Below are 24,224 nucleotides of genomic sequence, written 5' to 3'. Positions count from 1 at the left end.
GTCGCGCGGCGCCTGCCGCGCCTTACTGCGTGGCGCCCTGGGCCGATGCACCGCCCTCGGCACCGACCGACGCACCGCCTTCGGTCGCTTCGCCGGCCTTCGCCTTGGCCGAGCCGACATGGCTCTTGGCCGACTTCGCGGCATGCTTCGTGTGCTTCTTGGCCGAGTGGACAGCCGACGACGTCGACTCCTTCGCGCCATCGGCTGCCGCGCCGACCGCATCGGTTGCGCCGCCGACCGCATTACCCGACGCGTTCGCGCCCGCACCGCCCTGCACGCCGGCACCGGCCGCCGGCGTCTGCGCCTGTACGCCGGCACCGGCTGCACCCTGCACCGCCGTACCCGTCTGGGCAAATGCGGCCGAAGTGGCGAACGCCGTCAACGCGGCACCGATCAGCATCGTACGAATCTTGGACATGGCAATTCTCCTCAGGAAGTTGTGCGCCCGAACCGCAGCGATGCGGTCCGTTGCGTCCCCCGCCGCAACACGCAGCAGGTACGACAAAAGACCCGCGGCCCGCGCGGCCGGTTCTCGAATCTCTCAGACTGTTACCCACCGTTTCATTTGCTGACGAATGGCTCACACTCCCTCACAACTGAGGGCCGCAGCCGGCCGCGCTCGCGCGCCGGCCCGCGGTGCCGTATGATGCGAGGCGATTCCTCCCGCGCAATGCGCACCTCCTTCGTCATGCCCAATCTGGATTTCACGCTGACCGGCGAATACGTCGAGCTGCACAACCTCCTCAAGATCACCGGCCTCGCGGACAGCGGCGGCACCGCGAAGCTGATCGTCGCGTCCGGCGCGGTGAAAGTCGACGGCGCTGTCGAGCTGCGCAAGACCTGCAAGATCCGCGCGGGCCAGGTCGTCCTGCTCGGCGACACGCGCATTGCAGTGCGCGAAGCCTAGGGCCGACGGTTCCCCCTGCCTGCGACATGGCCATCGGCGCGCGCGTTCGACACCGTTCGAATAAAGCCGTAAGCTAGCCGTCTCTCAAAATAAATACATATAGCGCGGGCCCGCACTCGTGCGAGCGCCCATTCCATGTCGCATTCCGGTCTTACGCGGACGGCCGCCGCGCCGCCGTCCCTGTCCAGTCATGCCGCCGATACCGCGCGCCTCGCCGCGCCGCTCGCGATCGCGCAGCTCTCGCAGATGGCGATGAGCGTCACCGACACGGTGCTGCTCGGCTCGCTCGGCCCCGATTCGCTCGCGGCGGGCGGGCTCGGCGCGAACTTCTTCTTCGTCATCGTGACCGTGCTGCAAGGCGTGCTGTCGTCGGTCAGCGTCAGCGTCGCGCATGCGCGTGGCGCCAAGGCCGACGAGCGCGTCCCGCACATCTACTGGACCGGCTTCGCGCTGTCCGTGCTGCTCGCGATTCCGGCCGTCATCGCGCTGTCGCTGTCCGAACCGATCCTGCTGATGTTCCACGAGCCGCCGCTGCTCGCCCATCACGTCGGCGAATACACCGGCATCCTGCGCTTCGCCGCGCTCGGCAGCCTGATCGGCGTCGGGCTGATGCGCGCGTTCCTGCCGGCGATCGGCGCGGCGCGCCGGCTGCTGTGGGTGTCGATCGGCGGCGTCGGCGTGAACGGCGTGCTGAACTACGGGCTGATCCACGGCGCGTTCGGGCTGCCGCGCCTGGGTTTCCTCGGTTCAGCGGTCGCGACGACGATCACGATCTGGCTCACCGCATTCGCCCTGATCTGGCTGCTGCACGGCCGGCAACGCTTCCGTCATTTCGTCACGGCCGCCCGCCCGAAGCTGCCGATGATGGGCGAGCTGATCGGCATCGGCTGGCCCGTCGCGATCACGTACGGGGTCGAGTCGACGCTGTTTCTCGCGACCGGCCTGACGATCGGCGTGCTCGGCGCGACGTCGCTGGCCGCGCACCAGATCGCGCTGAACGTCGCATCGGTGGCGTTCATGGTGCCGCTCGCGATCGGTCAGGCCGCCAACGTGCGGGTCGGTTACTGGGTCGGCGCTGGGGCGCCCGTCGCCGCGCGGCATGCCGGCTTCGTCGCGCTCGGCCTCGGTGTGGCGTTCATGACGCTGTCGGGCATCGTGCTGATCGTCGCGCCGCATGCGATCGTCGGCCTGTACCTGAACCTCGACGATCCGGCCAACGCGGCCACCGTGTCGCTCGCCGCGTCGCTGCTCGGCATCGCCGCGGTGTTCCAGATCGTCGACGGCGCGCAGACCGTCGCGTCGGGTGCGCTGCGTGGCCTGAAGGACACGCGCATCCCGATGCTCGCGGCCACCCTCGGCTACTGGGGCATCGGTTTTCCGACCGGCTACTGGTTCGCGTTCCATGTGGGCCTCGGCGCCCGCGGCCTCTGGTGGGGCCTCGCGGCCGGCCTCGCCAGCGTGGCCGTGCTGATGGCGTGGCGCTTTCATCTGAAGAGCGCGTCGCTCGTGACGTCGCCGCACTGAACGCGACAAGACGCGAAATCCGGGCCGGCGCTATGCTAGTCGGCTGAAGATCTCGAGACGCCGCGCAAGCGGCGCGACTGCCTCACGATACGTCTGATTACGTCTGATGCCGCGCGACCACGCGCGGCCTTTCCCCTTTTCTGGAGGAGTGGATCATGAACGAAGCAGTTCGGATGGAACGCGATACGTTCGGCGAGATCGCCGTGCCGGCCGACCGGCTCTGGGGCGCGCAGACCGAGCGCTCGCTGCAGAATTTCCGGATCTCGACCGAGAAGCAGTCGCCCGAGCTGATCCACGCGCTCGCGATCGTCAAGCGCGCCGCGGCGGCCGTGAACCAGTCGCTCGGCGTGCTGGCCGACGACAAGGCGCGCGCGATCATCGACGCGGCCGACGAGATCATCGCCGGCAAGCATCCGCGCGAATTCCCGCTCGCCGTGTGGCAGACGGGCTCCGGCACGCAGACCAACATGAACCTCAACGAGGTGATCGCGAATCGCGCGAGCGAACTGATGGGCGGCGAGCGCGGCGAAGCGCGCAAGGTTCATCCGAACGACGACGTGAACCGCGGCCAGTCGTCGAACGACGTCTTTCCGACCGCGATGCACATCGCGGCCGCGTACGCGATCGTCAACCACCTGCTGCCGGCGCTGCGCACGCTGCGCACGACGCTCGACGCGAAGTCGAAGGCGTTCGCCGACATCGTGAAGATCGGCCGCACGCACCTGCAGGACGCGACGCCGCTCACGCTCGGCCAGGAGTTTTCCGGTTACGTCGCGCAGCTCGACCAGGGCATCCGTCACGTCGAATCGGCATTGCCGCACCTGTACGAACTCGCGCTCGGCGGCACCGCGGTCGGCACGGGGCTGAACGCGCATCCGGAGTTCGCGGTGCGCGTCGCCGATGAAATCGGCCGGCTCGCGAAGCTGCCGTTCGTGACGGCGCCGAGCAAGTTCGAGGTGATGGCAGCGGCCGATGCGCTGGTGTTCGCACACGGCGCGCTGAAGACGGTCGCGGCCGGCCTGATGAAGATCGCGAACGATGTCCGCTGGCTCGCGAGCGGGCCGCGCTGCGGGCTCGGGGAACTGTCGATTCCTGAAAACGAGCCGGGCAGCTCGATCATGCCGGGCAAGGTGAACCCGACGCAGTCCGAAGCCGTAACGATGCTCTGCTGTCAGGTGTTCGGCAACGACGTCGCGGTCAACGTCGGCGGCGCGAGCGGCAATTTCGAGCTGAACGTGTTCCGGCCGATGATCGCGCACAACGTGCTGCAGTCGGTGCGGCTGCTCGCCGACGGCGCGCAGAGCTTCAACGACCATTGCGCGGTGGGCATCGAGCCGAACCGCTCGCGGATCGACCTGCTGCTGAACGAATCGCTGATGCTGGTGACGGCGCTCAATCCGCACATCGGCTACGACAAGTCGGCGCAGATCGCGAAGAAGGCGCACAAGGAAGGCACGACGCTGAAGGCGGCCGCGCTCGCGCTCGGCTACCTGACCGAGGCGGAATTCGATGCGTGGGTACGTCCCGAGCAGATGATCGGGACGCAGTAACGGCAGTTACGGCAGGAAGAGGCAGGATGACGGGCGCGGCGCGATGCGCGGCGCCCGCAGCGGTCAGACCGCGCCCTTCGCGACCTCTTCCGGCTTCATCTCGACGATCTTGTCGAGCGCGGCCCGCACGTCGGCCGCATATTTCGCGAGCACCTTCTGCTCGTCGGTCTCGGGCACGAACGGCGGCACCGGCACCGGGTTGCCGTTCTCGTCGACCGCGACGAACACGACGAGGCAATCGGTCGTCTGGCGCAGCATGCCGCCCTTCGGATCGCCGGCATGCACGGACACATGGATGTGCATGCTGGTGCGGCCCGTCGCGACGACGCGCGCCTTCAGCTCGACCAGATTGCCGACCATGATCGGACGCTGGAAACGGATGTTGCCGACGCTGACCGTCACGCAATAGCGGCTCGACCAGACGGCCGCGCACGCATACGCAACCTCGTCGATCCACTTCATCAGCGCGCCGCCGTGCACCTTGCCGCCGAAGTTCACGGACGACGGCTCGGCGAGGAAGCGGAAGACGGTTTCGGTGCGGTCGAGGGCGGCCGGTACGGGGGACGGTTGGGACATCTTGTTGGCTCCAGGCGGCAGGGGCGCTGTAATCGGGCCATTATACGTTGCACTGCGGCAACGCGTCGCGGGGCGCCCCGTGTGGCGCGGCTTCCGGCGATATGCCCAGCGCGCGCACGGCCGCCTCGGTCAGCGACGCACCGTGATGCCCTGATCGATCGTTCCGTACATCTCGATGCTGCCGCCGCGCTCGCCGGACGCGCCCGCACCGCCTTGCACACAGGCCGCGCAGACGAGCGCGGCCGCCAGCAAACAGAAAATCGTCTTCATCATTGCATCGTGTCCCGTGCGGCCGCCCGCTGCGGCCGCTTTCGGCCATTCTACGCGCGCGCCGCAAGCGGCCGCAGCCGGGGTCCGCCGCATCGCCGACGCCCGCGCCAGTGCATCCGACATTTCAGCCAAAAGCGAAACATCGCATGCGCGCGCCCACTACACTGAAGCTCATCCCGCCTGACGAGACACGACGATGACCGACCAAGACGACCACCACTTTCCGGGCCTGAGCCGCATCGGCTCGCTGATCGCCGACCCGGGGCGCGCCGCGATGCTGTGGGTGCTGATGGACGGCAGCGCGCGACCGGCAGGCGAGTTGACGATGATCGCGGGGCTGTCGCCGTCCGCCGCAAGCGCCCATCTCGCGCGCTTGACCGAGGGCGGCCTGCTCGCGCTCGACGTGCGCGGCCGGCACCGCTACTACCGCATCGCATCGGCCGACATCGCGGCATCGCTCGAGGCGCTCGCGAACGTCGCCCGCGCAGCCGCGCCGCATCGCCCGGTTCCGGCGCCGTCCCGCACGGTTCCGGCCGAGTTGCGCTATGCGCGCACCTGCTACGACCACATGGCCGGCGAACTCGCGGTGCGCATCTTCGACGGGCTCACCGCGCGCGGCTGGCTGCTTGCCGACGGCGATGCGATCGAGATTACCGAGCTCGGCACCCAGGCGCTCGCGCAATGGGGCATCGACGTCGCTCAGCAGCGCACGCGCCGGCGCCGCTTCGCATGCGGCTGCCTCGACTGGAGCGAACGGCGCTCGCATCTCGGCGGCGCACTCGGTGCGGCGCTGCTCGAGCGCTTCTGCGCGCACGGCTGGATCGAACGCGCCGCACGGCCGCGCGTGCTGCGCGTCACAGTGCCCGGACAGCAGGTTTTCGACGAGTGGCTTACGTCCGCTTGACGCCCGGATTGCGTCTGCACGACAACGGCGCGCGATGGACAGGTTTTGTTACATCGCGTGCCATTCGACTTACAAAACACCGAGCATTGAAACAGGCCGAACGGATATTGTGAACTCAGCGGCACGAATCGACGCGCCGCGACAATGACGAAGACGCTCACCATGGCCACCCTGTTCACGCTCAAGCGAACCGCCCGCTGCACGCTGGTCGCGTTCGTCGCGCTTGCGGCACTGCCCCCCGCATTCGCGCAATCGGCCGGCGCGCCGCCCTATGCGGCCGCGGCACGGCAACCGGGCGGCGATCCACCCAGCCGTGTCGCGCGGCTCAATTACCTGTCGGGCGCCGTGACGACCGAACCGGCCGGCACCGATACGTGGTCGTATGCTGCCGTGAACCGGCCGCTGACGACCGGCGACCAGCTCTGGAACGATGCCGGTGCGCGCTCGGAACTGCACATCGGCTCGACCGCGGTGCGGCTCGGTGAATCGACGAGTTTGTCGGTGCTGAACCTGGACGACACGACGACCCAGTTGAAAGTGGGGCTCGGCACCGTATCGACGCACGTGCGCGATCTGCCGGCCGGTGGATCGTACGAAATCGACACGCCTAATCTCGCGCTCGGCATCACGGGCCCCGGCGACTATCGCGTCGACGTCGCGCCGAACGGTGCGAGCACGACGGTCACGGTGCGCAGCGGCAGTGCGACCGTCTACGGCAGCAACGGCCAGTACCCGCTGTCGCCCGGGCAGCAGGTCGTGTTCACGGGCACCGACCTGCAGGTCGCGCAGCAATCCGCCGCCCCGGGCCCCGATCCGCTCGACCAGTGGGCCGCCAGCCGCGACGCGGCCGAGGAGCGCTCGGTATCGGCCCGCTATGTGTCCCGCGACATCCCCGGCTACCAGGATCTCGACGCGAACGGCACGTGGCGCGAAACCCCGAACTACGGCCAGGTCTGGGTGCCGAACGACACGCCGGCCGACTGGGCGCCGTATCACGACGGCCACTGGATCTGGCAGGCACCGTGGGGCTGGACGTGGGTCGACGACGCGCCGTGGGGTTTCGCACCGTATCACTACGGCCGCTGGGCATACGTTGACGATAGCTGGGCCTGGGTGCCGGGCCCGATGGTCGTCAGCCAGCCGCCGGTCTATGCGCCGGCACTGGTCGCGTTCGTCGGCGGTGGCGGCGGCCCCGATTGGAGTGTCGCGCTCACGGTGGGCGGCGTCGCCGCGGCCGGCTGCGCGTGGTTCGCGCTCGGCCCGGGCGAACCGTGGCATCCGGGCTGGGGCGGCTGGAGCCCGCACTACTACGACCGCGTGAACCGCAACGTCGTGGTGAACAACGTCAACGTGAACAAGACCGTGAACGTGACGAACATCACCAATGTCACCAATATCACCAACATCAACAAGACGTACGTGAACTTCCGCGCGCCGCACGCGATCACGGCCGTACCGGCCTCCGCGTTCGTGCACGGCCAGCCGGTCGCGCACTTCTCGCAGCACATCGATCCGCAACAATGGCGCAACGCGCACGTCACGCCGGGGACACCGGGCATTGCACCAGTGCGCCAGAGCTTCACGGGCGGGTTGCGCAATGCGAGCTACCGTCCGCCTGCCGCGATTGCCCAGCACCCGTACGTCGCGACGCGCAATCCCGCCGTGCCGGCCGCGTATCGCGACCATGCGGCGGCCCACCTCGCGCAGCAAGGCGGGCGCGTACCGGGTGCCGGCGCACCTGTCGTGAAGACGAACGTGCCGGCCGACTATACGGCTCGCCCGGTCCGCATTCCGGGCAAGCCGGACGGCGGCGCATGGGCGATGCGCAACGTGCAGCTCGTGAATCCGCACGGCCCCGTCGTGCAACCGGCTCGCGCGCCTCGCGAAGGCCAGCCGGCCGCCGTGCAGGCCGGGCGGCCTGGCACACCGATGCCGGGCATGCCGATGCCGGGCATGCCGAATGTCGCGCGGCCGGCGAACGGCGCCCCCCCCAACGCAGCGCATTTCGCCAACGGCGGCATGCCGCAGGCGCCCGGCAACCCGGTGCCGCATCAGGCATTCGGCCCCGGCAACGGCGTCCCGCATCCGCCGGTCGCGAACAACGGTCCGGCGGGCATCGGCAATGCACACGCGGCCGAAACGCCGTCACCCGCGTGGATGCAGCCGCACACGCCGATGGAGCGTCAACGCCCTGCGCCGCCGACCGCGCTTCACGCGGCGGGCCAGAATGCGCTGCCGCCCGTGCGAAGCGCGGCGGTACCACATCCGGAAGGTGTGCCGACGCCGCAGGGCGCGCAGCCCGGCAGCCGGAACGAAGCGCCGCGCGCCCTGCCGCAACCGCGGCTCGACAACACCGCGCAGATTCCGCAGCCGCGTCCGCGCCCCGATTTCCAGTCGCCAGCCCAGCATGGGCAATCGCAACCGCACGCCGATTTCGCACAACCGGAGCCGCATCGCGAAGTCGCGCCACCCCGTGTGAACGAGTACCGTCCGCCGGCCCCCGCCGTGCACGACATGCCGCGCCCGCAACCGCAGGCGCCGCGCATGGAGCCTCGGCCGCAACCTGCACCGCGTATGGAGCCGCGACCGCAGCCGGCGCCGCGCATGGAACCGCGTCCGTCGATGCCCGCTCCGCGCATGGAACCGCGGCCGCAACCGGCGCCGCACGTCGAGGCGCCTCACCCGAGCAACCCGCCGCCGCAAGGCGGTCACGAAGAGCGGCATCGCCAGTAAAAGCGCCGCAAACGTGAAACAAAAAGGCCCGACCGGGATCAGCCGGTCGGGCCATTTTTCCACGGGGCGCGGCGCGATGCATCCGCGCGGCCCGGGTTGCTCGATCAGACCGCCATCGGTGCGGTCAGCGGCTCATGGTGGCGGTAGCCGACGAGCGAGAAATCGGACGGCTCGATCTGTTCCAGCCACTCGGGCGCGTAGACGCCCGTCTTCGCGTATTCCGGCACGCGCGCGGCAATCTCGAGCCGCGGGCTCTCGTAAGGCTCGCGCGTGAGCTGGCGCTGCAGCATGTCGAGCTGGTTCTCGTAGATGTGCGCGTCGCCGATGAAATACGTGAACCAGCGCGGCGTGTAGCCCGTCAGGCGGCCAACGAGTTCCAGCAGCGCGGCCCCTTCCGTCAGGTTGAACGGCGTACCGAGGCCGACGTCGTTGCTGCGGATGTACAGGCACAGCGAGATTTCGCGCTTCGTCGCATTCGGCAGGAACTGGTACAGCAGGTGGCACGCGGGTAGCGCGATCTGGTCGAGCACGGCCGGATTCCACGCGTGAAACAGGATGCGGCGGTCGGACGGATTCTCCATGATCGTGTCCAGGCACTGGCGCAACTGGTCGATCGCCTTGTACAGCAGCACCTTCGGCGCGCCGTCTTCGTCGAAACGCGTGACGATCCGGAAGCCGCGGCGCGTCGCATCGGCGATCTGCGCGTCGGCGCCCGCGTCGAGCACCTTGTAGCCCGGCCACTGGCGCCATTGCACGCCGTACACGTCACCGAGATCGTCGACGCCCTGGCGATACGGGTTCGCGAGCCATTGAGCGTTCTCGTTCGCGTTCGCATCCCACACCTTGCAACCGAGCGCGCGGAAATCGGCCGCGCTGCGCGTCGCGCGCAGGAAGCCGACCAGTTCGCCGATCGCGGACTTGAATGCCAGCTTCTTGGTCGTCACGGCCGGGAAGCCTTGCTGCAGGTCGAAGCGCAGCATCGCGCCCGGCATGCTGATGGTGCGGATCCCCGTGCGGTTCTCCTGCCAGGTGCCGGTATCGAGAATGGTACGAACGAGATCGAGATACTGTTTCATGCGGGTTCCTTCGGCCGCGAGGGCGACCGTACCCGCCAATTTTAGCAAGCGTGGTGAGGAAGCTCCGGCAACGGCGCCGAAAATCCTGCCAGCGTGTCGCCGCGATCGCGCATGCCGTGTGCGCACATCAGCCGGTAGAGCGTGACGCGCGACACACCGAGTTCGCGTGCGGCATCCGCGAAACGGCCGCGATGACGCAACAGCGCCTGCTCGATCGCCTGCCGTTCGGCCGCCTCGCGTGCCTCCAGCAGCGATACGGGCGCGAGCGTCGCGAAGTCGTTCAGCTCGAGATCGGCCGCGGTGATCATCCGGCCTTCCGACATGACGATCGCACGGCGCACGCGATTGATCAGCTCGCGCACGTTGCCCGGCCACGAATAGCCGTACAGCGACGCGACCGCATCAGGGGAAAAGCCGCGCAAGCGACGATGCGCGTCGCCCTTGAAACGCTCGAGCATGTGGCGCGCGAGCACCTCGATGTCCTTGCCGCGCGCGCGCAGCGGCGGCTCCTCGATCTTCAGCACGCACAGGCGATGGAACAGATCCTCGCGGAACCGCCCTTCGCGCAGCGCCGCTTCCATGTCCACGTGCGTCGCGCAGATCACGCGCACGTCGACGGGCACCGACACATGGGCACCCAACCGCTCGATCTTGCCTTCCTGCAGGAAGCGCAGCAGGCTCGCCTGGCTTTCGAGCGGCAAGTCGCCGATTTCGTCGAGAAACAGCGTGCCGCCATTGGCGGCCTCGACGCGGCCGATCTTGCGCTGGTTCGCGCCGGTGAACGCGCCGCGCTCATAGCCGAACAGTTCGGCCTGCAGCAGCGTCGACGGAATCGCACCGCAATTGATCGCGATGAAAGGCGCCTGCGCGCGCGACGAACGTTCGTGAATCGCGACCGCGGTCAGTTCCTTGCCCGTACCCGATTCGCCGGAGATGAATACCGGCGCGTCGGTCGCCGCGACGCGGCGTATCGTCCTGAAGAGCCCGAGCATCGCATCGCAGGTCCCGACCATTTCGCCTTCGCTGCGTCCGGCGCCGACGGGCGGTGCAACGGTTTCGGTCAGCGCGATCATCCCGTGTGCATGGCCGACGGTCTCGACGATCCGCGCCGTCTCGTACGGCATCGTCACGTAGTCGAAACAGTAGTCGCGAATGAGATGGCGCAGCGTAGCGTCCTGCAACTGGCCGCGTCGCGTCGCCGCGATCCAGCCGATGTGCTGAATGCTCAGACATGATTCGAGTTCGCGCAGGTCGGAAGGCTTGAAGCCCGGCGAAAAATCGAGCAGCCCGGCCGTTGCGACACCATGCTGCACGACGCGCCGTACGTCTCGCACGGTCTCCGCGAGATCGACACGCCAACCGCATTCGTCGAAATGGCCGCGCAACGCATCGTTCGGTTCGCGCGAATAGTAGATCACGTGCCGCAGATCGGCGCCCATATGCTCACCCCGTTCATCAACCGTCTAACGATTGCCGTGCACGCCAGGTCACGTGCGAAAAGGATCGAATCGGGTCAGCCGAAGGCGGCTCGATTCGCCATGCCGATGCGTGGCGACGACAAAGCCTCGCATGATGGCGCTTATCTCGCGTCCAGTTATTTTGATCAAGACAGCTTAGTTATAGGCACTGAATACGACAATCCGATTTCAGCGCGGTGAGCGATGCGGCCGTATCGCTCAGGAGGTCGATGCATGTCAATCGTCTGCACATAGCCCCCGGCGCAGCGATACGCTCTGTCATCAACACTTGCGACGATTTTCATCCTTGAAGCGTATCGATTGAATCAGCAGTATTCCCGAGCCCCCTCGTTTCACGCCTGAAACATTTTCAGCGGTTTTTCGAGACAATTCGCAACGCTTGAGCACGAATCGCAGTCTCGACAACGGTCCCGGCGCGATGGCATGCATTTCGCTGAACATGGAAACCGTCGGAGACAGCGACCATGCGAAAACATCTTTTACTTTCTTTCGTGCCGATGGCCATTGCGGTCGCGGCCGCCGGCCCGCCCGCGCCCGCACGCGCAGACGAAAGCACGAATCCGGATCGCGCCATGCTGCTTGCGGCAAACACGCCGAGCATGCAGCACGGCAACGGGTTCGGCATCGTGACCGTGTCGTCACCGCAACCGTTGCCGGCCGGCAGGACGTCGGTGACCCTGTGGGACGAGATCCCGCCACCGCCTCAATTGCCGACGCCACTTCCGGCACCGCAGCAGGGCGATTTTCAGCACGCGATGGAAGGCACCACGCAAGGCAGTACCCACCAGTGATGCACGAGCCGATCCATTTGATCAGGATGACGTATTGATTTGAGCGAGCCGCCAGCCTCGACCCGATGCCGGCATCGTCGTGCTCGCAACACGAAACGGTTCTTGTGCTCCGTCCCCCGGCGGGCACTCTTTTTATTCATTCCGTCGCCGCGACGCCTTGCCTCGAGCGTCGCGGCGCGCAGTGCGGAGAGGCGGACGCGCGCACCCGGAACCGGCGCGTGCCGCCGTTCCGGTAGAATCGGCGCCATTCCGGTTTTCCTTTCCCCGACCTTCATGACGACGTTGACCCTGATCGTCGCGCGTGCCCGCAACGGCATCATCGGCCGCGACAACCAGTTGCCCTGGAAACTTCCCGAGGATCTCGCCTTCTTCAAGCGCACGACGATGGGCGCACCGATCGTGATGGGCCGCAAGACCCACGAGTCGATCGGCCGGCCGCTGCCGGGCCGCCGCAATATCGTGGTCACGCGCGACGCAACGCGTCGCTTCGACGGCTGCGACACGGTCACGTCGCTCGCCGATGCGCTGACGCTCGCCGCACGCGACGGCGTGCCCGAGGCGTTCCTGATCGGCGGCGCGCAGCTCTACACCGAAGGTCTCGCACTCGCCGACAAACTGGTCGTCACCGAGATCGATGCCGACTTCGACGGTGACGCCTCGTTCCCGGCACCCGACGCCGCGCAGTGGCAGGAAGTGTCGCGCGATGCGCACCAGGCGGCCGCGCCGAATACGTTCGGCTATGCGTTCGTCGTCTACGAACGCAAGCGCGGCTGACGCGTCACGCGCCATGAAAAAAGCCCGACCGGTTCATGCCGGTCGGGCTTTTTCGTTTGATGGCGGCCGATGCCGCGCGCCGCTTACTGCCCGGCGATCGTCATCTGCTCGATCAGCACCGAGCCCGTTTCCTTCGTGCCGCGCACGATCGAATCGGCACCGATCGCGACGATATGCCGGAACATTTCCTGCAGCGTGCTCGCGACGGTGATTTCCTCGACCGGATACTGGATCACGCCGTTCTCGACCCAGAAGCCCGCCGCACCGCGCGAATAGTCACCCGTCACGTAGTTCACGCCCTGCCCCATCAGCTCGGTCAGCAACAGGCCCGTGCCGAGCTTCTTCAGCATCGCGTCGAAATCGTCGCCCGCCTGCGTGTTCGAGCTGCGCAGTGCGAGGTTGTGCGAGCCGCCTGCGTTGCCGGTGGTCTGCGTGCCGAGCTTGCGCGCCGAATAGGTCGACAGGAAGTAGCCTTCGACGACGCCGTCCTTGACGACGCTGCGCGCACGCGTGCGCACGCCCTCCTCGTCGAACGGCGCGCTGCCCATCGCGCGCGGCACGTGCGGATCCTCGACGACCTGGATGTGCGGCGCGAACACCGGCTTGCCGAGGCTGTCGACGAGGAACGACGTCTTGCGGTAGAGCGCGCCGCCGCTCACCGCCTGCACGAATGCGCCGAGCAGGCCGGCCGCGAGCGGCGCCTCGAACAGCACGGGCACCTTGCGGGTATCGAGGCGGCGCGCGCCCATCCGGGCAAGCGCACGCTCGGCCGCGTAACGGCCCACCGCTTCGGGCGCCGCGAGATCGATCGCGCTGCGCTTCGACGAATACCAGTCGTCGCGCTGCATGTGACGGCCGCTGCCCGCGATCGGCGCGCATGCGATGTAATGACGCGAGTACGGGTAGCCGGACAGGAAGCCGCGCGACGTGGCCAGCACGAACTGCGAATGCTGGGCCGACACGCTCGCGCCTTCCGAGTTGCGGATCTGCGGGCTGACCGCGAATGCGGCGTCTTCCGCGCGGCGGGCGAGCTCGACGGCCTCGTCGGCCGACAGCGCCCACGGGTGGTAGAGGTCGAGGTCACGCGGGTCGGTTTCGAGCAGCTCGGCTTCGGCCAGGCCGGCCGCCTCGTCCTCGGCCGTGAAGCGCGCGATGTTGTACGCCGCGGCGACGGTATCCTTGATCGCGCCCGGCGAGAAATCCGACGTGCTCGCGTTGCCGCGCTTCTTGCCGATGAACACGGTCACGCCGACCATCTTGTCGCGGTTGTGCTCGATCGTTTCGACTTCGCCGCGGCGCACCGACACCGACAGGCCATCGCCCTCGGAGATTTCGGTCGCGGCGTCCGTCGCGCCGAGCGCCTTCGCATGGCGAAGGATGTCCGAGGCGATTTCCTTGAGCTGGTCCTGCGTGTGCGGGAAATAGCGCGCTTGTACGTCGAGATTGGCTGCCATCGTCTTGGTATCCGGTGGCGGGCGGGCGCCCGCATGTTCAAAATGTTGCGTATCCCGCGATCATAGCAAGGTCCGGGGCCGGACACCGACAAGCTTGGGGTGTCCGCGGCGCGATACAATGCCGTCCATGACACGCAAAACCCGAATCCAGCCGATCGAGCATGCCGCCGAAGACGACGACAATGGCTACGATCGCCCCAGCAAATCCCAGTTGAAGCGCGAGATGCACGAGCTGCAGGTGCTCGGCCAGGCACTCGTCGATCTGCCGAAGGACGCGCTGAAACGCATGCCGATGCCCGAAAGCCTCGGCGACGCCGTGCGCGAGGCGCGCCGGATCACCGATCACGAAGGCAAGCGCCGCCAGCTCCAGTACGTCGGCCGCGTGATGCGCTCGCTGACCGACGACGAGACGGCCGCGCTGCGCACCGCGCTCGACGCGCAGCGCGGCGTGAACAAGGCCGCGACGGCCCGCCTGCACTGGATCGAACGCACCCGCGAACAGTTGCTCGCGAGCGACGACGCGCTGACCGAATTCCTGCGCCAGCATCCGGAAGCCGACATCCAGGAAGGCCGCACGCTGATTCGCAACGCACGCAAGGAAGCGCAGCAAGGCAAGCCGCCGCGCTATTTCCGCGAGCTGTTCCAGTGGATCAAGACCGCCGGCGGCACGTCCCATGCGGACGACGATGCCGGAGACGACCATGACGACGACGAAGCGTAACCATCCGGACGAGCTCGTCGTCGGCCTCGTGTCGATCAGCGACCGCGCGAGCACCGGTGTCTACGAGGACAAAGGCATTCCCGCGCTGCAGGAGTGGCTCGCCGGCGCGCTGGTGTCGCCGTGGCGCGCCGAAACGCGCCTGATCCAGGACGACGCGCCGACGATCTCCGCCACGCTCGCCGAACTCGTCGACGTCGCGGGGTGCGACCTCGTGCTGACGACGGGCGGCACGGGCCCGGCGCGCCGCGACGTGACGCCCGAGGCCACGCTGGCCGTGGCGACGAAGGAAATGCCGGGATTCGGCGAACAGATGCGGCAGATCAGCCTGAATTTCGTGCCGACCGCGATCCTGTCGCGGCAGGTCGCGGTGATCCGCGAGACGGCCGACCATGCGGCGCTGATCGTCAACCTGCCCGGCCAGCCGAAGTCGATCCGGGAAACGCTCGAAGGGCTCCGCGACGCCGACGGCAAGTCGACCGTGCCCGGCATCTTCGCCGCGGTGCCCTACTGCATCGACCTGATCGGCGGCCCTTACATCGAGACCGACGCCGCGGTGGTCGCGGCGTTCCGGCCGAAAAGCGCTCAGCGCGCACCGCGCTAGGCGCGTGCCGGATCGCTCAGGCGGCCGGCGCGGACTCGCCTGCCGAAGCCGATGCGGCCGGAATCAGGAAATGCTCGCGGTAGTACTTCAGCTCGTCGATCGACTCGTGGATGTCCGCGAGCGCCGTGTGCATTGCCCGCTTCTGGAAACCCTTGTAGATCGCGGGCTGCCAGCGACGGCACAGCTCCTTGAGCGTGCTGACGTCGAGGTTGCGGTAGTGAAAGAACCGCTCGAATTCGGGCATCCAGCGCGCCATGAAGCGGCGGTCCTGGCAGATCGAGTTGCCGCACATCGGCGACTTGCCGGGCGACACGTACTGCGCGAGGAAGGCCTGCAATTGCGCGGCGGCTTCCGCCTCGGTCACGGTCGACGCGCGCACGCGGTCGATCAGGCCCGAGCGGCCGTGCGTCGACTTGTTCCAGTCGTCCATCTTCGCGAGCGTTTCGTCGCTCTGGTGGATCGCGAACACGGGGCCTTCGACGGCGATGTCGAGCGTGGAATTGGTCACGACGACCGCGATCTCGATGATGCGGTCGTTATCCGGGTCGAGGCCCGTCATCTCCATGTCGAGCCAGACGAGGTTCAACTCGTTGCGCACGAGCGCGGGCTGGCTGGCGGAAGCGGCGGTATCGGTCATGAGTCATCCTGGAAAATGGCGGACGGCGCGCGGCGCCGCCCGGGCGGCCGGCATCGCATCAGCGGGGCCGGTCCGCTAGAACATATAATTCTCGCATAGAACCCTTTGGCGCCTTCGATGTCACCCTTTTCGTTCACCCTGCTGTTCGCGCTCGCCGTGCTCGCGATGGTCGTCACCAAGCTGTGGCTCGCGTCGCGGCAGATCCGCTTCGTCGCGGCGCACCGCAACGGCGTCCCCGCGCAGTTCAGCGCAACCATCCCGCTGACCGCCCACCAGCGCGCGGCCGACTATACGGTCGAGCGCACCCGGTTGACGATGCTCGAAATCGTCGTCAGCGCGGCCGTGCTGGTCGGCCTCACGCTGCTCGGCGGCGTCGGCGCACTCGACACGCTGCTCACCGGCTGGATCGGCCGCGGCTACGGGCAGCAGGTCGCACTCGTCGCCGCCGTGCTCGTGATCACGAGCGTCATCGACGTCCCGTTCGAGTATTACCGCCAGTTCGGGATCGAACAGCGTTTCGGCTTCAACCGGATGACCAAGCGGCTGTTCTTCACCGACATGCTGAAAAACTCGCTGCTCGGCGCCGCGCTCGGCCTGCCGCTGCTGTTCGTCGTGCTGTGGCTGATGAACCAGGCCGGCAGCCTGTGGTGGCTGTGGACCTGGATCGTCTGGGTCGCGTTCCAGATGCTCGTGCTGCTGATCTACCCGACCTTCATCGCACCGATCTTCAACAAGTTCGAACCGCTGAAGGACGACGCGCTGCGCGCGCGCATCGAGTCGCTGATGAAGCGCTGCGGCTTTGCGGCGAAGGGGCTGTTCGTGATGGACGGCAGCCGCCGCTCCGCGCACGGCAACGCATACTTCACGGGCTTCGGCGCGTCGAAGCGGATCGTGTTCTTCGACACGCTGCTCGCGCGCCTGTCCGGCCAGGAAATCGAAGCCGTGCTCGCGCACGAACTCGGCCACTTCAAGCGTCGCCACGTGATGAAGCGGATGCTCGTGTCGTTCGTGCTGAGCCTCGTGCTGCTCGCGCTGCTCGGCTGGCTGGCGCAACGCACGTGGTTCTACACGGGGCTCGGCGTCACGCCATCGCTCGACACGAGCAACGCGGGCGCCGCGCTCGTGCTGTTCTTCCTCGCGATTCCCGTGTTCCTGTTCTTCGCAACGCCGTTCGGCAGCCTCACGTCGCGCAAGCACGAATTCGAGGCCGACGCATTCGCCGCCAGCCAGACCGACGCGCAGGATCTCGTCAGCGCGCTCGTGAAGCTCTATGAGGACAACGCGTCGACGCTGACGCCCGACCCCGTCTACACGGCCTTCTACTACTCGCATCCGCCTGCATCGCAGCGGATCGACCGCCTGATGCAGCACGCATGAGCCGGCCGACCTCCCGCAAGCCGGCCCCGCGCGCGTCGAATGCGCAACGGGTCGAAGGCCGCGTGATCGCGGCACACGGGCGCCACTACATCGTCGCGCCCGACGACGGCGGCCCGATGCTGCAGTGCTTCCCGCGCGGCAAGAAGAGCGACATCGCGGTCGGCGACCGTGTCGTGTACGAACTCGCATCGGCCGACCAGGGCGTCATCGTCGAGATCGGCGAGCGGCGCAACCTGCTGTACCGTTCCGACCAGTTCAAGTCGAAGCTGTTCGCGGCCAACCTCGATCAATTGCTGATCGTGCTCGCGACCGAGCCCTACTTCAGCGAGGACCTGCTCGGCCGCGCGCTGATCGCCGCCGAGGCGAACGAGCTGAAGCCGCTCGTCGTGCTGAACAAGATCGACGTCGAAGCCGCGCTGCCGGTCGCGCGCGAGCGCCTCGCGCCCTACCGCGCCCTTGGCTACGACGTGCTCGAGCTATCCGTGAAGGGCTCGCCCGACGACGCGCGCGCACAACTGATGCCGCACCTCGCCGGGCATTCGACGATCCTGCTCGGCCAGTCCGGGATGGGCAAGTCGACGCTCGTGAACCTGCTCGTTCCCGATGCCGAAGCCGCCACGCGCGAGATTTCGGCCGCGCTCAACAGCGGCCGTCACACGACGACGTTCACGCGCCTCTACCCGTTGGCGGGCGGCGGCGCGCTGATCGATTCGCCGGGCTTCCAGGAATTCGGCCTCTACCACCTGACGGAAGGCCGTCTCGAGCGCGCCTTCCCGGAGTTCCGGCCGCTGCTGGCCGACTGCCGTTTCTATAATTGCCATCATCTGCACGAACCCGGCTGCGCGATTCTCGACGCTGTCGCCGACGGCCGCATCGCACCGTCGCGGCATGCGCTGTATGCGCAGCTCGTGCACGAGGCGAGCCAGATCGTCCGCTGACCGCGCGGCACGCGCGCGGCAGCCAGCCGGCGCCATGCGGGCCGGCGTTCACCAACAGGAGCCGCGATGCGTTTCAAGGCACCCGATCTCGCGACGGCACAGCACTGGGCCAACGTGCTTCAGGTAGCCGGCATCGGTTGCGAGCTGCATAACTGCTACGCGACCGGCGCGCTCGGCGGCCTGCCCGCCGACGCCTGCACGCCCGAACTGTGGCTCGACGACGAACGCGACGACGCACTCGCACGCCGGCTCCTCGATGCCGCGTCGCACGGCCCGTCGGCCGGCGCCGCGCCGTGGCGCTGCCGGCAGTGCGGTGAGGCGCTCGAAGCCCAGTTCACCGCGTGCTGGCAATGCGGCGCCGTGCGCGATCCGCTGGAGGACGATTGAACCACAGCAAAAAGGCCGGCTTCAAGCCGGCCTTCTGCCTTTCATCGGATACCGCACTGCCCCGTCACGACACCCAGACGGCGAGCGTCAGCATCAGCAGCAGAATCATCCACAGGATCACCGCACGCCAGACGAGGCCCACCGCGGATTGCAGCGTCCGCGGCGTGCAATCGTCACCGACCGTCAACGGGCCGCTGTCGCCGACGGCCAGCGCATCGAGGCTCGACGGTTCCGCGAGCGGCCCCGCGAGGCGTGCGCCGAGCGCACCGCTGCCGGCTGCCAGCAGGACGCCATCGTTCGGATCGGGCCATTGGCGCGTGTGGTTGCGCCACGCATAGATCGCGTCTTCGAAATTGCCGACGATAGCGAAGCCGAGCGCGGTCAATCGCGCGGGAATCCAGTCGATCACGAAGAACGCACGCTGCGCGAACGTCGAGAACGCCGCCGTGCGGTCGTCGCCCGGCGTCGACCAGCTGCGCGCGAGGTATTCGGAAATCCGGTACAGCACGGCACCGGCCGGCCCGATCGGCAGCACGTACCAGAAGAACACGCCGAACACGTGGCGATGCGATGCGACCACGGCGTGAATCAGCGTATGGCGGACGATTTCGCCGACCGGCATGTCGACCGTGTCGATGCCTGTCCACTCGTGCAGGATTTCGCGCGCACGCGGCACGTCGTCGTTATTGAGCGCGAGGTGGATGTCGGTGAAGTAATGGCTGAACTGACGGAAACCGAGCGTGAAATACACGACGACGACGTTCCAGATGAATGCGAGCACGAAGCTCACCTTGAACAGCAGGAAATAGATCAGCGCGACGATCAGCACCCACGGCAGCACGACCGCGAGCCAGGCGAGGATGCCGTGCTTCTGCTTGCCCGCGTCGAGACCATGCGCGACGGTTTCCGCATGAAACTGGAACAGCGCGAACACCGGATTGTTCGGCGACAACGCGCGGACCTGTTCGATGATGAGAGCGAGGAGAACCGAAAAGAAAGTCATGCGTGGCGCCGTCTTCGGAGTTATGTCATTTTTTGCATAACGATAGCACAGCGTAAGCACCGGATGGCTGCCGGTGCAGTCGCCCGCCAGCCGGCCACGCACGCCGATAATCGTGCACGCCTAGCCGGCGGCCAAGAAGCGGTACAGATTGCGCAACATGCCGGCAGTTGCGCCCCAGATGAAGTAATGCCCGCCGGGTTCGCCATTCGGATAGGGCATCGCAAAAAAACGACGCTCGCCGCCTTCCCAGCGGAACACACGAACCTGATGGTTCGCGGGATTCATCAGGAACGCGAGCGGGACCTCGAAAATCTCGGCCACTTCGAACGTGTCGGCCTGCACGGTGAACGGCGGATGCACGAGGCCGACCACCGGTGTCACGCAAAAGCCCGTACCGGTCAGGTAGTCGGGCAGCGCGCCGAGGATCTCGACACGCTCGTCTGCCAGACCGATCTCTTCCTTCGCCTCGCGCAACGCGGTGGCGGTTGCATCGCGATCGAACGGCTCGCGACGACCGCCGGGGAAGCTGATTTGTCCGGCGTGGTCGTTCAGGTGGTCGGCGCGCTGGGTCAGCAGCATGGTGAGACCGGACTCGCGGACGACGAGCGGCACGAGGACGGCCGCGCTGCGTGGATCGACGCCCTCCTGCAGCCTCGCCTCGCCGGGCTCGACGCTCCATTCGAGCGTGCGCGCGAAACGGTCGCGCAGGCCGGACGGCGTCATCAGGCGGGAATCGATGGCCGGCAGGCCGGCGCCGGTGCCTTCGACCGGCAGGACTTCGGGATCGATGATGGGGCGGCGATTCAATGGGGCTCTCGGGTTCGAGTCGTATCGAGCATATTCTCGCGCCAGAATGAAAAAAGCACCCGGTTGGGTGCTTTTTCCTTACAGCTCTTACTCTTGGGAAGCTGCTGCGGCGCGATCCTTCGACACCAGCTTTTCCTTGATACGAGCCGACTTGCCCGAACGCTCGCGCAGGTAGTACAGCTTCGCACGACGCACATCACCGCGGCGCTTCACGACGATGCTTGCCAGCAGCGGCGAGTACGTCTGGAACGTACGCTCGACGCCTTCGCCCGACGAGATCTTGCGGACGATGAAGTTCGAGTTCAGACCACGGTTGCGAATTGCGATCACGACGCCTTCGTAAGCCTGAACGCGCTTGCGGTTACCTTCAACCACGTTCACGTTCACGATCACCGTGTCGCCCGGGGCGAATTCGGGGATCGTCTTGCCGGCGAGCGCGCGCTCGATTTCTTCCTGCTCAAGTTTTGCGATCAGATTCATTACTGACTCCTTATGCCATCGTGTCGGCGTTCACACCCGCCTGCTTCCAGGCCTGGCCCCGATAGAGGATGGATTCACATCAGGCGCCGCACACGCATGTACGGCACCGCCAATTCCCGCTCGCGCAGCCGCCTCAAGAGGCGTCCTTCGCTTCGCGTGCGAGGTTCGCGAGCCACGCCTCGTCGGCACGGCTCAACAACTTCTCGCGGCGCGCCCGGACGATCAGGTCCGGCCGCTTCCGCAACGTATTTCTCAATGCTTCCTGGCGCCGCCACTTCTCGATCTCGGCATGATGCCCGCCGAGCAGCACGTCCGGTACGCGCACGCCGTCGTATTCCTCGGGGCGCGTGTAGTGCGGACAATCGAGCAGGCCGTCAGCGAAACTGTCCTGCACGGCCGACAGCGAATCGTTCAGCACACCAGGCAGCAACCGTACGACAGCATCCATCATCGCCATCGCCGGCAATTCTCCGCCGGACAGGACGAAATCGCCGAGGCTGATTTCCTCGTCGACGCAACGATCGAGCAGGCGCTGATCGATCGCTTCGTAGCGGCCGCACAGCACGACGACACCGGGTTCCTGCGCCATCCGCACCGCACGCTCGTGCGTGAGCGGCGCGCCCTGCGGCGACATCATCACGACACGCGTGCTCGCGATGCCCTGCTCCGCCTGCGCCGCTTTCGCGGCATCGATTGCGGCTTCGAGCGGCCTGGCCAGCATCACCATGCCCGGACCACCCCCGTACGGACGATCGTCGACCGTGCGGTAGTTGTCCGTCGTGAAATCACGCGGATTCCAGGTGCGCAGCCCGAAGCGCCCTTGCTTGACGGCCCGGCTGGTGATCCCCCAGTCGGTCAGTGCACGGAACATCTCGGGAAAGAGCGTGACGACGTCGAACTGCACCGCGCTCTCGGTAACCTGGTTCATTTCAGTAATCGGCTTCCCAGTCGACGACGATGCGACGCGCCGCCTGATCCACCGTTTTGACGTATACGCCGACGAACGGAATCAACCGCTCGTCGGTAGTCGGCTGACCGTCTTTGCCGGTCGCCGGATACTCGACACGCATGATCGAATGCACGCCATTGTCGATCATCCCGCTCACCTTCCCGAGCGCCACCGATTGCTCGTTGACGACGTCGAGACCGATCAGGTCGACCCAATAGAATTCGTCCGCGGCCAATGCCGGGAAATCTTCCCGGCGCACGAACACGCGAAAGCCGCGCATCGCGTACGCGGCATCGCGGTCGCTGACGCCCGCGGGTTGCGCAACGACGGTGTCGCTGTGCGCCTTCGACTGCACGATGCGGACGGAAAGCCGCTCCGCACCGCGTTCCAGCCACCAGTGGCGCGCCTTGAGCAGCGCATCGCCACCGCGGCCGGCGTCGGCATGCGTCGCCACCTTGACCCAACCCTTCAGGCCATAGGCGTCGACCACCGCTCCGACCTCGACGGCATCGTCGGGCCAGGCTTGCGCCACTTCGAGACTGCCCTGCTGCTCGGCAGCCTGACCGGCGTTCGCGACAGCGTCGCGCTCGACCGGCTTGCGGACGAATGCGCCAAACGACGCACGCCCGCGCCTTGCATTACCGGAATCGTGACCCGCCATCAATGCACCTCACAGCCGGCACGACCGGCACACCGTGCCATGTTAGGCAGCCGGTTGCGCCTTTTGCGCTTCCTTCACGAGACGCTGGACGGTCGGCGACAGTTGCGCGCCAACACCTTGCCAGTACGTCAGGCGATCCTGAGCGATACGCAGCGATTCGCCCTTCGTAGCGACCGGGTTGTAGAAGCCGACGCGCTCGATGAAGCGGCCGTCACGACGGTTGCGCGAATCGGTAGCAACGATGTTGTAGAACGGGCGCTTCTTCGAGCCGCCACGAGCCAGACGGATGATAACCATATGATGTCCTTCGGGAAAACCGGGTTCGAAACTACTGAAACACGCGATTATAGCCGGAAACCAGAGGTACAACAAACACTTACGCGGAAAAAATCCGGAGGCGGCCTGTCCGCCGGGCATACAATCGTCGTGTCCGGGAGGTTCCACACCGTCATGCCGCCCCTTCGCGCCGCCTCGATGCGCCGCGCGCAGCACCATTTCGCGGCGCTGCTTGCCGGCCTTGCCTGCCTCGTGTCCGCACTGGCGTTTGCCGCGCCGTTGCCGGTGGGCGAACTCGTCGTGCCGCCCGGCTTCCACGTCGAAGTGCTGGTCGACGCGGTACCGACCGCGCGCGAAATGGCGTGGTCGCCGCGCGGCATCCTGTATGTCGGCACCCGGGAAGGCCGCGTTCACGCATTCGTCATGCACGAGGGCCGGATCAGTGCGCGCTATGTTGTAGCGTCCGGGCTCGACATGCCCGTCGGCGTCGCCTACCGTGGCGGCGCACTCTATATATCCGCCGTCTCACGCATTCTGCGTCTGGATCGTATCGACGACCGGCTGGCCACGCCGCCCGCACCTGCCGTCGTCACCGACGCGCTGCCGACCGAACACCATCACGGCTGGAAATTCATCGCGTTCGGCCCCGACGGCAAGCTGTATGTCCCGACCGGCGCACCGTGCAACGTCTGTCTCGCCGATCGCAACCGCTACGCGATCATCGCACGCATGAAGGCGGACGGCAGCGGGAACGAGGTGGTCGCCCGCGGCGTACGCAATACGGTCGGCTTCGCGTGGCACCCCGATTCGGGCGAGCTTTGGTTTACCGACAACGGGCGCGACATGATGGGCGACGACGAGCCCGACGACAAGCTGAACCGCGCACCGCGCGCCGGCCTCGACTTCGGCTTCCCATACTGCCATGGCGGCGACACGCCCGACCCCGAATTCGGCGGCGCCAACGTATGCCGCCGTTATGTGCCGCCCGTATTGAAACTCGGGGCTCACGTCGCAGCACTCGGCATGCGCTTCTATACAGGGTCGATGTTTCCGGCGTCGTATCGCAATAACGTCTTCATCGCCGAACACGGCTCGTGGAATCGCAGCACGAAGGTCGGATACCGCGTGATGCGCGTCGTCGTCTCGGCGGATGGCAGCCAGTCGCGCCAGACCCCGTTCGTCACGGGCTGGCTACGACCCGACGGCACGGTATGGGGGCGCCCCGCCGACGTACTGCCGCTGCCGGACGGCTCGCTGCTTGTCAGCGACGACTACGCGGGTGCGATCTACCGCGTGACCTATGCGGCACCTTGACGCAGGACAGGGATGACCGGGCCCGACCGGGCATCG

At 67.0% G+C, this 24,224-nt stretch carries 27 protein-coding genes; 14 read left to right on the top strand and 13 right to left on the bottom strand.

The window, feature by feature from the left end; all coding sequences use genetic code 11:
* Nucleotides 1–22: 22 nt before the first annotated feature.
* On the bottom strand, nucleotides 23–418 hold the full coding sequence (locus CFB43_RS05485; protein ID WP_089494352.1) for a hypothetical protein: 396 nt from the start codon (nucleotides 416–418) through the stop codon (nucleotides 23–25).
* Between the two features lie 270 nt (nucleotides 419–688).
* Between CFB43_RS05485 and CFB43_RS05480 the strand changes: the two genes are divergently transcribed.
* From CFB43_RS05480 to fumC, 3 genes are all read left to right on the top strand, one after another.
* The gene (locus CFB43_RS05480) at nucleotides 689–907 is read left to right on the top strand and encodes an RNA-binding S4 domain-containing protein (protein WP_006486208.1); all 219 of its coding nucleotides are present in this window, start codon (nucleotides 689–691) and stop codon (nucleotides 905–907) included.
* Between the two features lie 135 nt (nucleotides 908–1,042).
* Nucleotides 1,043–2,431, top strand: coding sequence for a multidrug efflux MATE transporter NorM (gene norM, locus CFB43_RS05475; RefSeq protein ID WP_089494351.1), 1,389 nt, complete (start codon nucleotides 1,043–1,045; stop codon nucleotides 2,429–2,431).
* A 155-nt stretch (nucleotides 2,432–2,586) separates the two neighbouring features.
* Nucleotides 2,587–3,981, top strand: a complete 1,395-nt coding sequence (gene fumC, locus CFB43_RS05470) for a class II fumarate hydratase (protein WP_089494350.1) — start codon at nucleotides 2,587–2,589, stop codon at nucleotides 3,979–3,981.
* Between the two features lie 63 nt (nucleotides 3,982–4,044).
* On the opposite strand, the gene CFB43_RS05465 is transcribed toward fumC, so the two are convergent.
* Both CFB43_RS05465 and CFB43_RS38325 read right to left on the bottom strand, forming a co-directional pair.
* Nucleotides 4,045–4,557 carry an acyl-CoA thioesterase gene (locus tag CFB43_RS05465; protein ID WP_039370920.1) on the bottom strand — a complete coding sequence of 171 codons (513 nt, stop codon included), beginning with the start codon at nucleotides 4,555–4,557 and terminating at the stop codon, nucleotides 4,045–4,047.
* Between the two features lie 129 nt (nucleotides 4,558–4,686).
* Complete coding sequence (locus tag CFB43_RS38325) at nucleotides 4,687–4,830, bottom strand: hypothetical protein (protein WP_179254789.1); 144 nt, start codon at nucleotides 4,828–4,830, stop codon at nucleotides 4,687–4,689.
* Nucleotides 4,831–5,023: 193 nt separating this feature from the next.
* Here CFB43_RS38325 and CFB43_RS05455 point away from each other — a divergent pair, with 193 nt between their 5' ends.
* Complete coding sequence (locus tag CFB43_RS05455) at nucleotides 5,024–5,731, top strand: ArsR/SmtB family transcription factor (protein WP_089494349.1); 708 nt, start codon at nucleotides 5,024–5,026, stop codon at nucleotides 5,729–5,731.
* A gap of 162 nt (nucleotides 5,732–5,893) precedes the next feature.
* A complete protein-coding gene (locus tag CFB43_RS05450) occupies nucleotides 5,894–8,464 on the top strand; it encodes a DUF6600 domain-containing protein (RefSeq protein ID WP_089495255.1) in 2,571 nt (856 codons plus the stop codon).
* Between the two features lie 104 nt (nucleotides 8,465–8,568).
* Here CFB43_RS05450 and CFB43_RS05445 read toward each other — a convergent pair whose 3' ends face one another.
* The gene (locus CFB43_RS05445; protein ID WP_089494348.1) at nucleotides 8,569–9,540 is read right to left on the bottom strand and encodes a thymidylate synthase; all 972 of its coding nucleotides are present in this window, start codon (nucleotides 9,538–9,540) and stop codon (nucleotides 8,569–8,571) included.
* Nucleotides 9,541–9,581: 41 nt separating this feature from the next.
* Complete coding sequence (locus tag CFB43_RS05440; protein WP_089494347.1) at nucleotides 9,582–10,979, bottom strand: sigma-54 dependent transcriptional regulator; 1,398 nt, start codon at nucleotides 10,977–10,979, stop codon at nucleotides 9,582–9,584.
* On the opposite strand from CFB43_RS05440, the gene CFB43_RS05435 reads away from it, so the two are divergent.
* The 3 genes from CFB43_RS05435 to CFB43_RS05425 all read left to right on the top strand — a co-directional run bounded on the left by CFB43_RS05435 (nucleotide 10,980) and on the right by CFB43_RS05425 (nucleotide 12,583).
* A complete protein-coding gene (locus CFB43_RS05435) occupies nucleotides 10,980–11,198 on the top strand; it encodes a hypothetical protein (protein ID WP_089495254.1) in 219 nt (72 codons plus the stop codon). It abuts the gene before it with no gap.
* Nucleotides 11,199–11,590: 392 nt separating this feature from the next.
* A complete protein-coding gene (locus tag CFB43_RS05430) occupies nucleotides 11,591–11,809 on the top strand; it encodes a hypothetical protein (protein ID WP_373452530.1) in 219 nt (72 codons plus the stop codon).
* Nucleotides 11,810–12,082: 273 nt separating this feature from the next.
* Complete coding sequence (locus CFB43_RS05425; RefSeq protein ID WP_089494345.1) at nucleotides 12,083–12,583, top strand: dihydrofolate reductase; 501 nt, start codon at nucleotides 12,083–12,085, stop codon at nucleotides 12,581–12,583.
* Nucleotides 12,584–12,666: 83 nt separating this feature from the next.
* Here the strand turns inward: CFB43_RS05425 and pmbA are convergent, their stop codons facing one another.
* Nucleotides 12,667–14,037 carry a metalloprotease PmbA gene (pmbA, locus tag CFB43_RS05420; RefSeq protein ID WP_039370934.1) on the bottom strand — a complete coding sequence of 457 codons (1,371 nt, stop codon included), beginning with the start codon at nucleotides 14,035–14,037 and terminating at the stop codon, nucleotides 12,667–12,669.
* 127 nt (nucleotides 14,038–14,164) lie between these two features.
* Here pmbA and yjgA point away from each other — a divergent pair, with 127 nt between their 5' ends.
* Nucleotides 14,165–14,758 (top strand): ribosome biogenesis factor YjgA, encoded by a 594-nt coding sequence (yjgA, locus tag CFB43_RS05415; protein WP_306427101.1) that lies wholly within the window; start codon nucleotides 14,165–14,167, stop codon nucleotides 14,756–14,758.
* Nucleotides 14,739–15,359 carry a molybdopterin adenylyltransferase gene (mog, locus tag CFB43_RS05410; protein WP_011351366.1) on the top strand — a complete coding sequence of 207 codons (621 nt, stop codon included), beginning with the start codon at nucleotides 14,739–14,741 and terminating at the stop codon, nucleotides 15,357–15,359. The genes yjgA and mog overlap by 20 nt, the downstream gene beginning before the upstream one ends.
* Before the next feature lie 16 nt (nucleotides 15,360–15,375).
* Here the strand turns inward: mog and orn are convergent, their stop codons facing one another.
* Nucleotides 15,376–15,996 (bottom strand): oligoribonuclease, encoded by a 621-nt coding sequence (orn, locus tag CFB43_RS05405; RefSeq protein ID WP_089494343.1) that lies wholly within the window; start codon nucleotides 15,994–15,996, stop codon nucleotides 15,376–15,378.
* A 117-nt stretch (nucleotides 15,997–16,113) separates the two neighbouring features.
* Here orn and CFB43_RS05400 point away from each other — a divergent pair, with 117 nt between their 5' ends.
* The 3 genes from CFB43_RS05400 (at nucleotide 16,114) to CFB43_RS05390 (ending at nucleotide 18,698) form a co-directional block, all read left to right on the top strand.
* On the top strand, nucleotides 16,114–17,373 hold the full coding sequence (locus CFB43_RS05400; RefSeq protein ID WP_011351364.1) for a M48 family metallopeptidase: 1,260 nt from the start codon (nucleotides 16,114–16,116) through the stop codon (nucleotides 17,371–17,373).
* Entirely contained in the window at nucleotides 17,370–18,311 is a 942-nt protein-coding gene (gene rsgA, locus CFB43_RS05395; protein ID WP_089430775.1) for a ribosome small subunit-dependent GTPase A, read from the top strand. The genes CFB43_RS05400 and rsgA overlap by 4 nt, the downstream gene beginning before the upstream one ends.
* A 66-nt stretch (nucleotides 18,312–18,377) precedes the next feature.
* Complete coding sequence (locus CFB43_RS05390) at nucleotides 18,378–18,698, top strand: putative signal transducing protein (protein WP_089424817.1); 321 nt, start codon at nucleotides 18,378–18,380, stop codon at nucleotides 18,696–18,698.
* Between the two features lie 64 nt (nucleotides 18,699–18,762).
* Here the strand turns inward: CFB43_RS05390 and CFB43_RS05385 are convergent, their stop codons facing one another.
* The 6 genes from CFB43_RS05385 to rpsP form a co-directional block, all read right to left on the bottom strand.
* Nucleotides 18,763–19,701: a CobD/CbiB family protein gene (locus tag CFB43_RS05385; RefSeq protein ID WP_011351361.1), complete on the bottom strand. Its 939-nt coding sequence runs from the start codon at nucleotides 19,699–19,701 to the stop codon at nucleotides 18,763–18,765.
* Nucleotides 19,702–19,821: 120 nt separating this feature from the next.
* The gene (locus tag CFB43_RS05380; protein WP_069247448.1) at nucleotides 19,822–20,508 is read right to left on the bottom strand and encodes a CoA pyrophosphatase; all 687 of its coding nucleotides are present in this window, start codon (nucleotides 20,506–20,508) and stop codon (nucleotides 19,822–19,824) included.
* Nucleotides 20,509–20,595: 87 nt separating this feature from the next.
* Entirely contained in the window at nucleotides 20,596–20,988 is a 393-nt protein-coding gene (gene rplS / locus CFB43_RS05375; protein WP_006753174.1) for a 50S ribosomal protein L19, read from the bottom strand.
* Between the two features lie 133 nt (nucleotides 20,989–21,121).
* Nucleotides 21,122–21,916 (bottom strand): tRNA (guanosine(37)-N1)-methyltransferase TrmD, encoded by a 795-nt coding sequence (trmD, locus tag CFB43_RS05370; RefSeq protein ID WP_089472387.1) that lies wholly within the window; start codon nucleotides 21,914–21,916, stop codon nucleotides 21,122–21,124.
* Between the two features lies 1 nt (nucleotide 21,917).
* Nucleotides 21,918–22,598, bottom strand: coding sequence for a ribosome maturation factor RimM (gene rimM / locus CFB43_RS05365; RefSeq protein WP_089424816.1), 681 nt, complete (start codon nucleotides 22,596–22,598; stop codon nucleotides 21,918–21,920).
* 42 nt (nucleotides 22,599–22,640) lie between these two features.
* On the bottom strand, nucleotides 22,641–22,895 hold the full coding sequence (rpsP, locus tag CFB43_RS05360; RefSeq protein ID WP_006476550.1) for a 30S ribosomal protein S16: 255 nt from the start codon (nucleotides 22,893–22,895) through the stop codon (nucleotides 22,641–22,643).
* Between the two features lie 153 nt (nucleotides 22,896–23,048).
* On the opposite strand from rpsP, the gene CFB43_RS05355 reads away from it, so the two are divergent.
* Nucleotides 23,049–24,188, top strand: a complete 1,140-nt coding sequence (locus CFB43_RS05355) for a PQQ-dependent sugar dehydrogenase (protein WP_089494342.1) — start codon at nucleotides 23,049–23,051, stop codon at nucleotides 24,186–24,188.
* The last annotated feature ends 36 nt before the right edge of the window (nucleotides 24,189–24,224 follow it).

The sequence above is a fragment of the Burkholderia sp. AU15512 genome, from assembly GCF_002223325.1.
Classification (GTDB): Bacteria; Pseudomonadota; Gammaproteobacteria; order Burkholderiales; family Burkholderiaceae; genus Burkholderia.
The sequence above is the reverse complement of the archived record's forward strand: the minus strand, read 5'-3'. Positions and strand labels throughout refer to the sequence as shown.

Excerpts from the sequence above, each read along its gene's own strand:
- yjgA (WP_306427101.1), top strand. The coding sequence starts at position 14,165 with ATGACACGCAAAACCCGAATCCAGCCGATCGAGCATGCCGCCGAAGAC.
- CFB43_RS05435 (WP_089495254.1), top strand. The coding sequence starts at position 10,980 with ATGCTCACCCCGTTCATCAACCGTCTAACGATTGCCGTGCACGCCAGG.
- CFB43_RS05390 (WP_089424817.1), top strand. The coding sequence starts at position 18,378 with ATGCGTTTCAAGGCACCCGATCTCGCGACGGCACAGCACTGGGCCAAC.
- CFB43_RS05455 (WP_089494349.1), top strand. The coding sequence starts at position 5,024 with ATGACCGACCAAGACGACCACCACTTTCCGGGCCTGAGCCGCATCGGC.
- rsgA (WP_089430775.1), top strand. The coding sequence starts at position 17,370 with ATGAGCCGGCCGACCTCCCGCAAGCCGGCCCCGCGCGCGTCGAATGCG.
- CFB43_RS05465 (WP_039370920.1), bottom strand. The coding sequence starts at position 4,557 with ATGTCCCAACCGTCCCCCGTACCGGCCGCCCTCGACCGCACCGAAACC.
- CFB43_RS05450 (WP_089495255.1), top strand. The coding sequence starts at position 5,894 with ATGGCCACCCTGTTCACGCTCAAGCGAACCGCCCGCTGCACGCTGGTC.
- rpsP (WP_006476550.1), bottom strand. The coding sequence starts at position 22,895 with ATGGTTATCATCCGTCTGGCTCGTGGCGGCTCGAAGAAGCGCCCGTTC.
- rplS (WP_006753174.1), bottom strand. The coding sequence starts at position 20,988 with ATGAATCTGATCGCAAAACTTGAGCAGGAAGAAATCGAGCGCGCGCTC.
- trmD (WP_089472387.1), bottom strand. The coding sequence starts at position 21,916 with ATGAACCAGGTTACCGAGAGCGCGGTGCAGTTCGACGTCGTCACGCTC.
- orn (WP_089494343.1), bottom strand. The coding sequence starts at position 15,996 with ATGACCGATACCGCCGCTTCCGCCAGCCAGCCCGCGCTCGTGCGCAAC.
- CFB43_RS05440 (WP_089494347.1), bottom strand. The coding sequence starts at position 10,979 with ATGGGCGCCGATCTGCGGCACGTGATCTACTATTCGCGCGAACCGAAC.
- CFB43_RS05445 (WP_089494348.1), bottom strand. The coding sequence starts at position 9,540 with ATGAAACAGTATCTCGATCTCGTTCGTACCATTCTCGATACCGGCACC.
- CFB43_RS05400 (WP_011351364.1), top strand. The coding sequence starts at position 16,114 with ATGTCACCCTTTTCGTTCACCCTGCTGTTCGCGCTCGCCGTGCTCGCG.
- CFB43_RS05385 (WP_011351361.1), bottom strand. The coding sequence starts at position 19,701 with ATGACTTTCTTTTCGGTTCTCCTCGCTCTCATCATCGAACAGGTCCGC.
- CFB43_RS05425 (WP_089494345.1), top strand. The coding sequence starts at position 12,083 with ATGACGACGTTGACCCTGATCGTCGCGCGTGCCCGCAACGGCATCATC.
- CFB43_RS38325 (WP_179254789.1), bottom strand. The coding sequence starts at position 4,830 with ATGATGAAGACGATTTTCTGTTTGCTGGCGGCCGCGCTCGTCTGCGCG.
- mog (WP_011351366.1), top strand. The coding sequence starts at position 14,739 with ATGACGACGACGAAGCGTAACCATCCGGACGAGCTCGTCGTCGGCCTC.
- CFB43_RS05480 (WP_006486208.1), top strand. The coding sequence starts at position 689 with ATGCCCAATCTGGATTTCACGCTGACCGGCGAATACGTCGAGCTGCAC.
- fumC (WP_089494350.1), top strand. The coding sequence starts at position 2,587 with ATGAACGAAGCAGTTCGGATGGAACGCGATACGTTCGGCGAGATCGCC.
- CFB43_RS05430 (WP_373452530.1), top strand. The coding sequence starts at position 11,591 with ATGCTGCTTGCGGCAAACACGCCGAGCATGCAGCACGGCAACGGGTTC.
- norM (WP_089494351.1), top strand. The coding sequence starts at position 1,043 with ATGTCGCATTCCGGTCTTACGCGGACGGCCGCCGCGCCGCCGTCCCTG.
- CFB43_RS05355 (WP_089494342.1), top strand. The coding sequence starts at position 23,049 with ATGCCGCCCCTTCGCGCCGCCTCGATGCGCCGCGCGCAGCACCATTTC.
- CFB43_RS05485 (WP_089494352.1), bottom strand. The coding sequence starts at position 418 with ATGTCCAAGATTCGTACGATGCTGATCGGTGCCGCGTTGACGGCGTTC.
- pmbA (WP_039370934.1), bottom strand. The coding sequence starts at position 14,037 with ATGGCAGCCAATCTCGACGTACAAGCGCGCTATTTCCCGCACACGCAG.
- rimM (WP_089424816.1), bottom strand. The coding sequence starts at position 22,598 with ATGGCGGGTCACGATTCCGGTAATGCAAGGCGCGGGCGTGCGTCGTTT.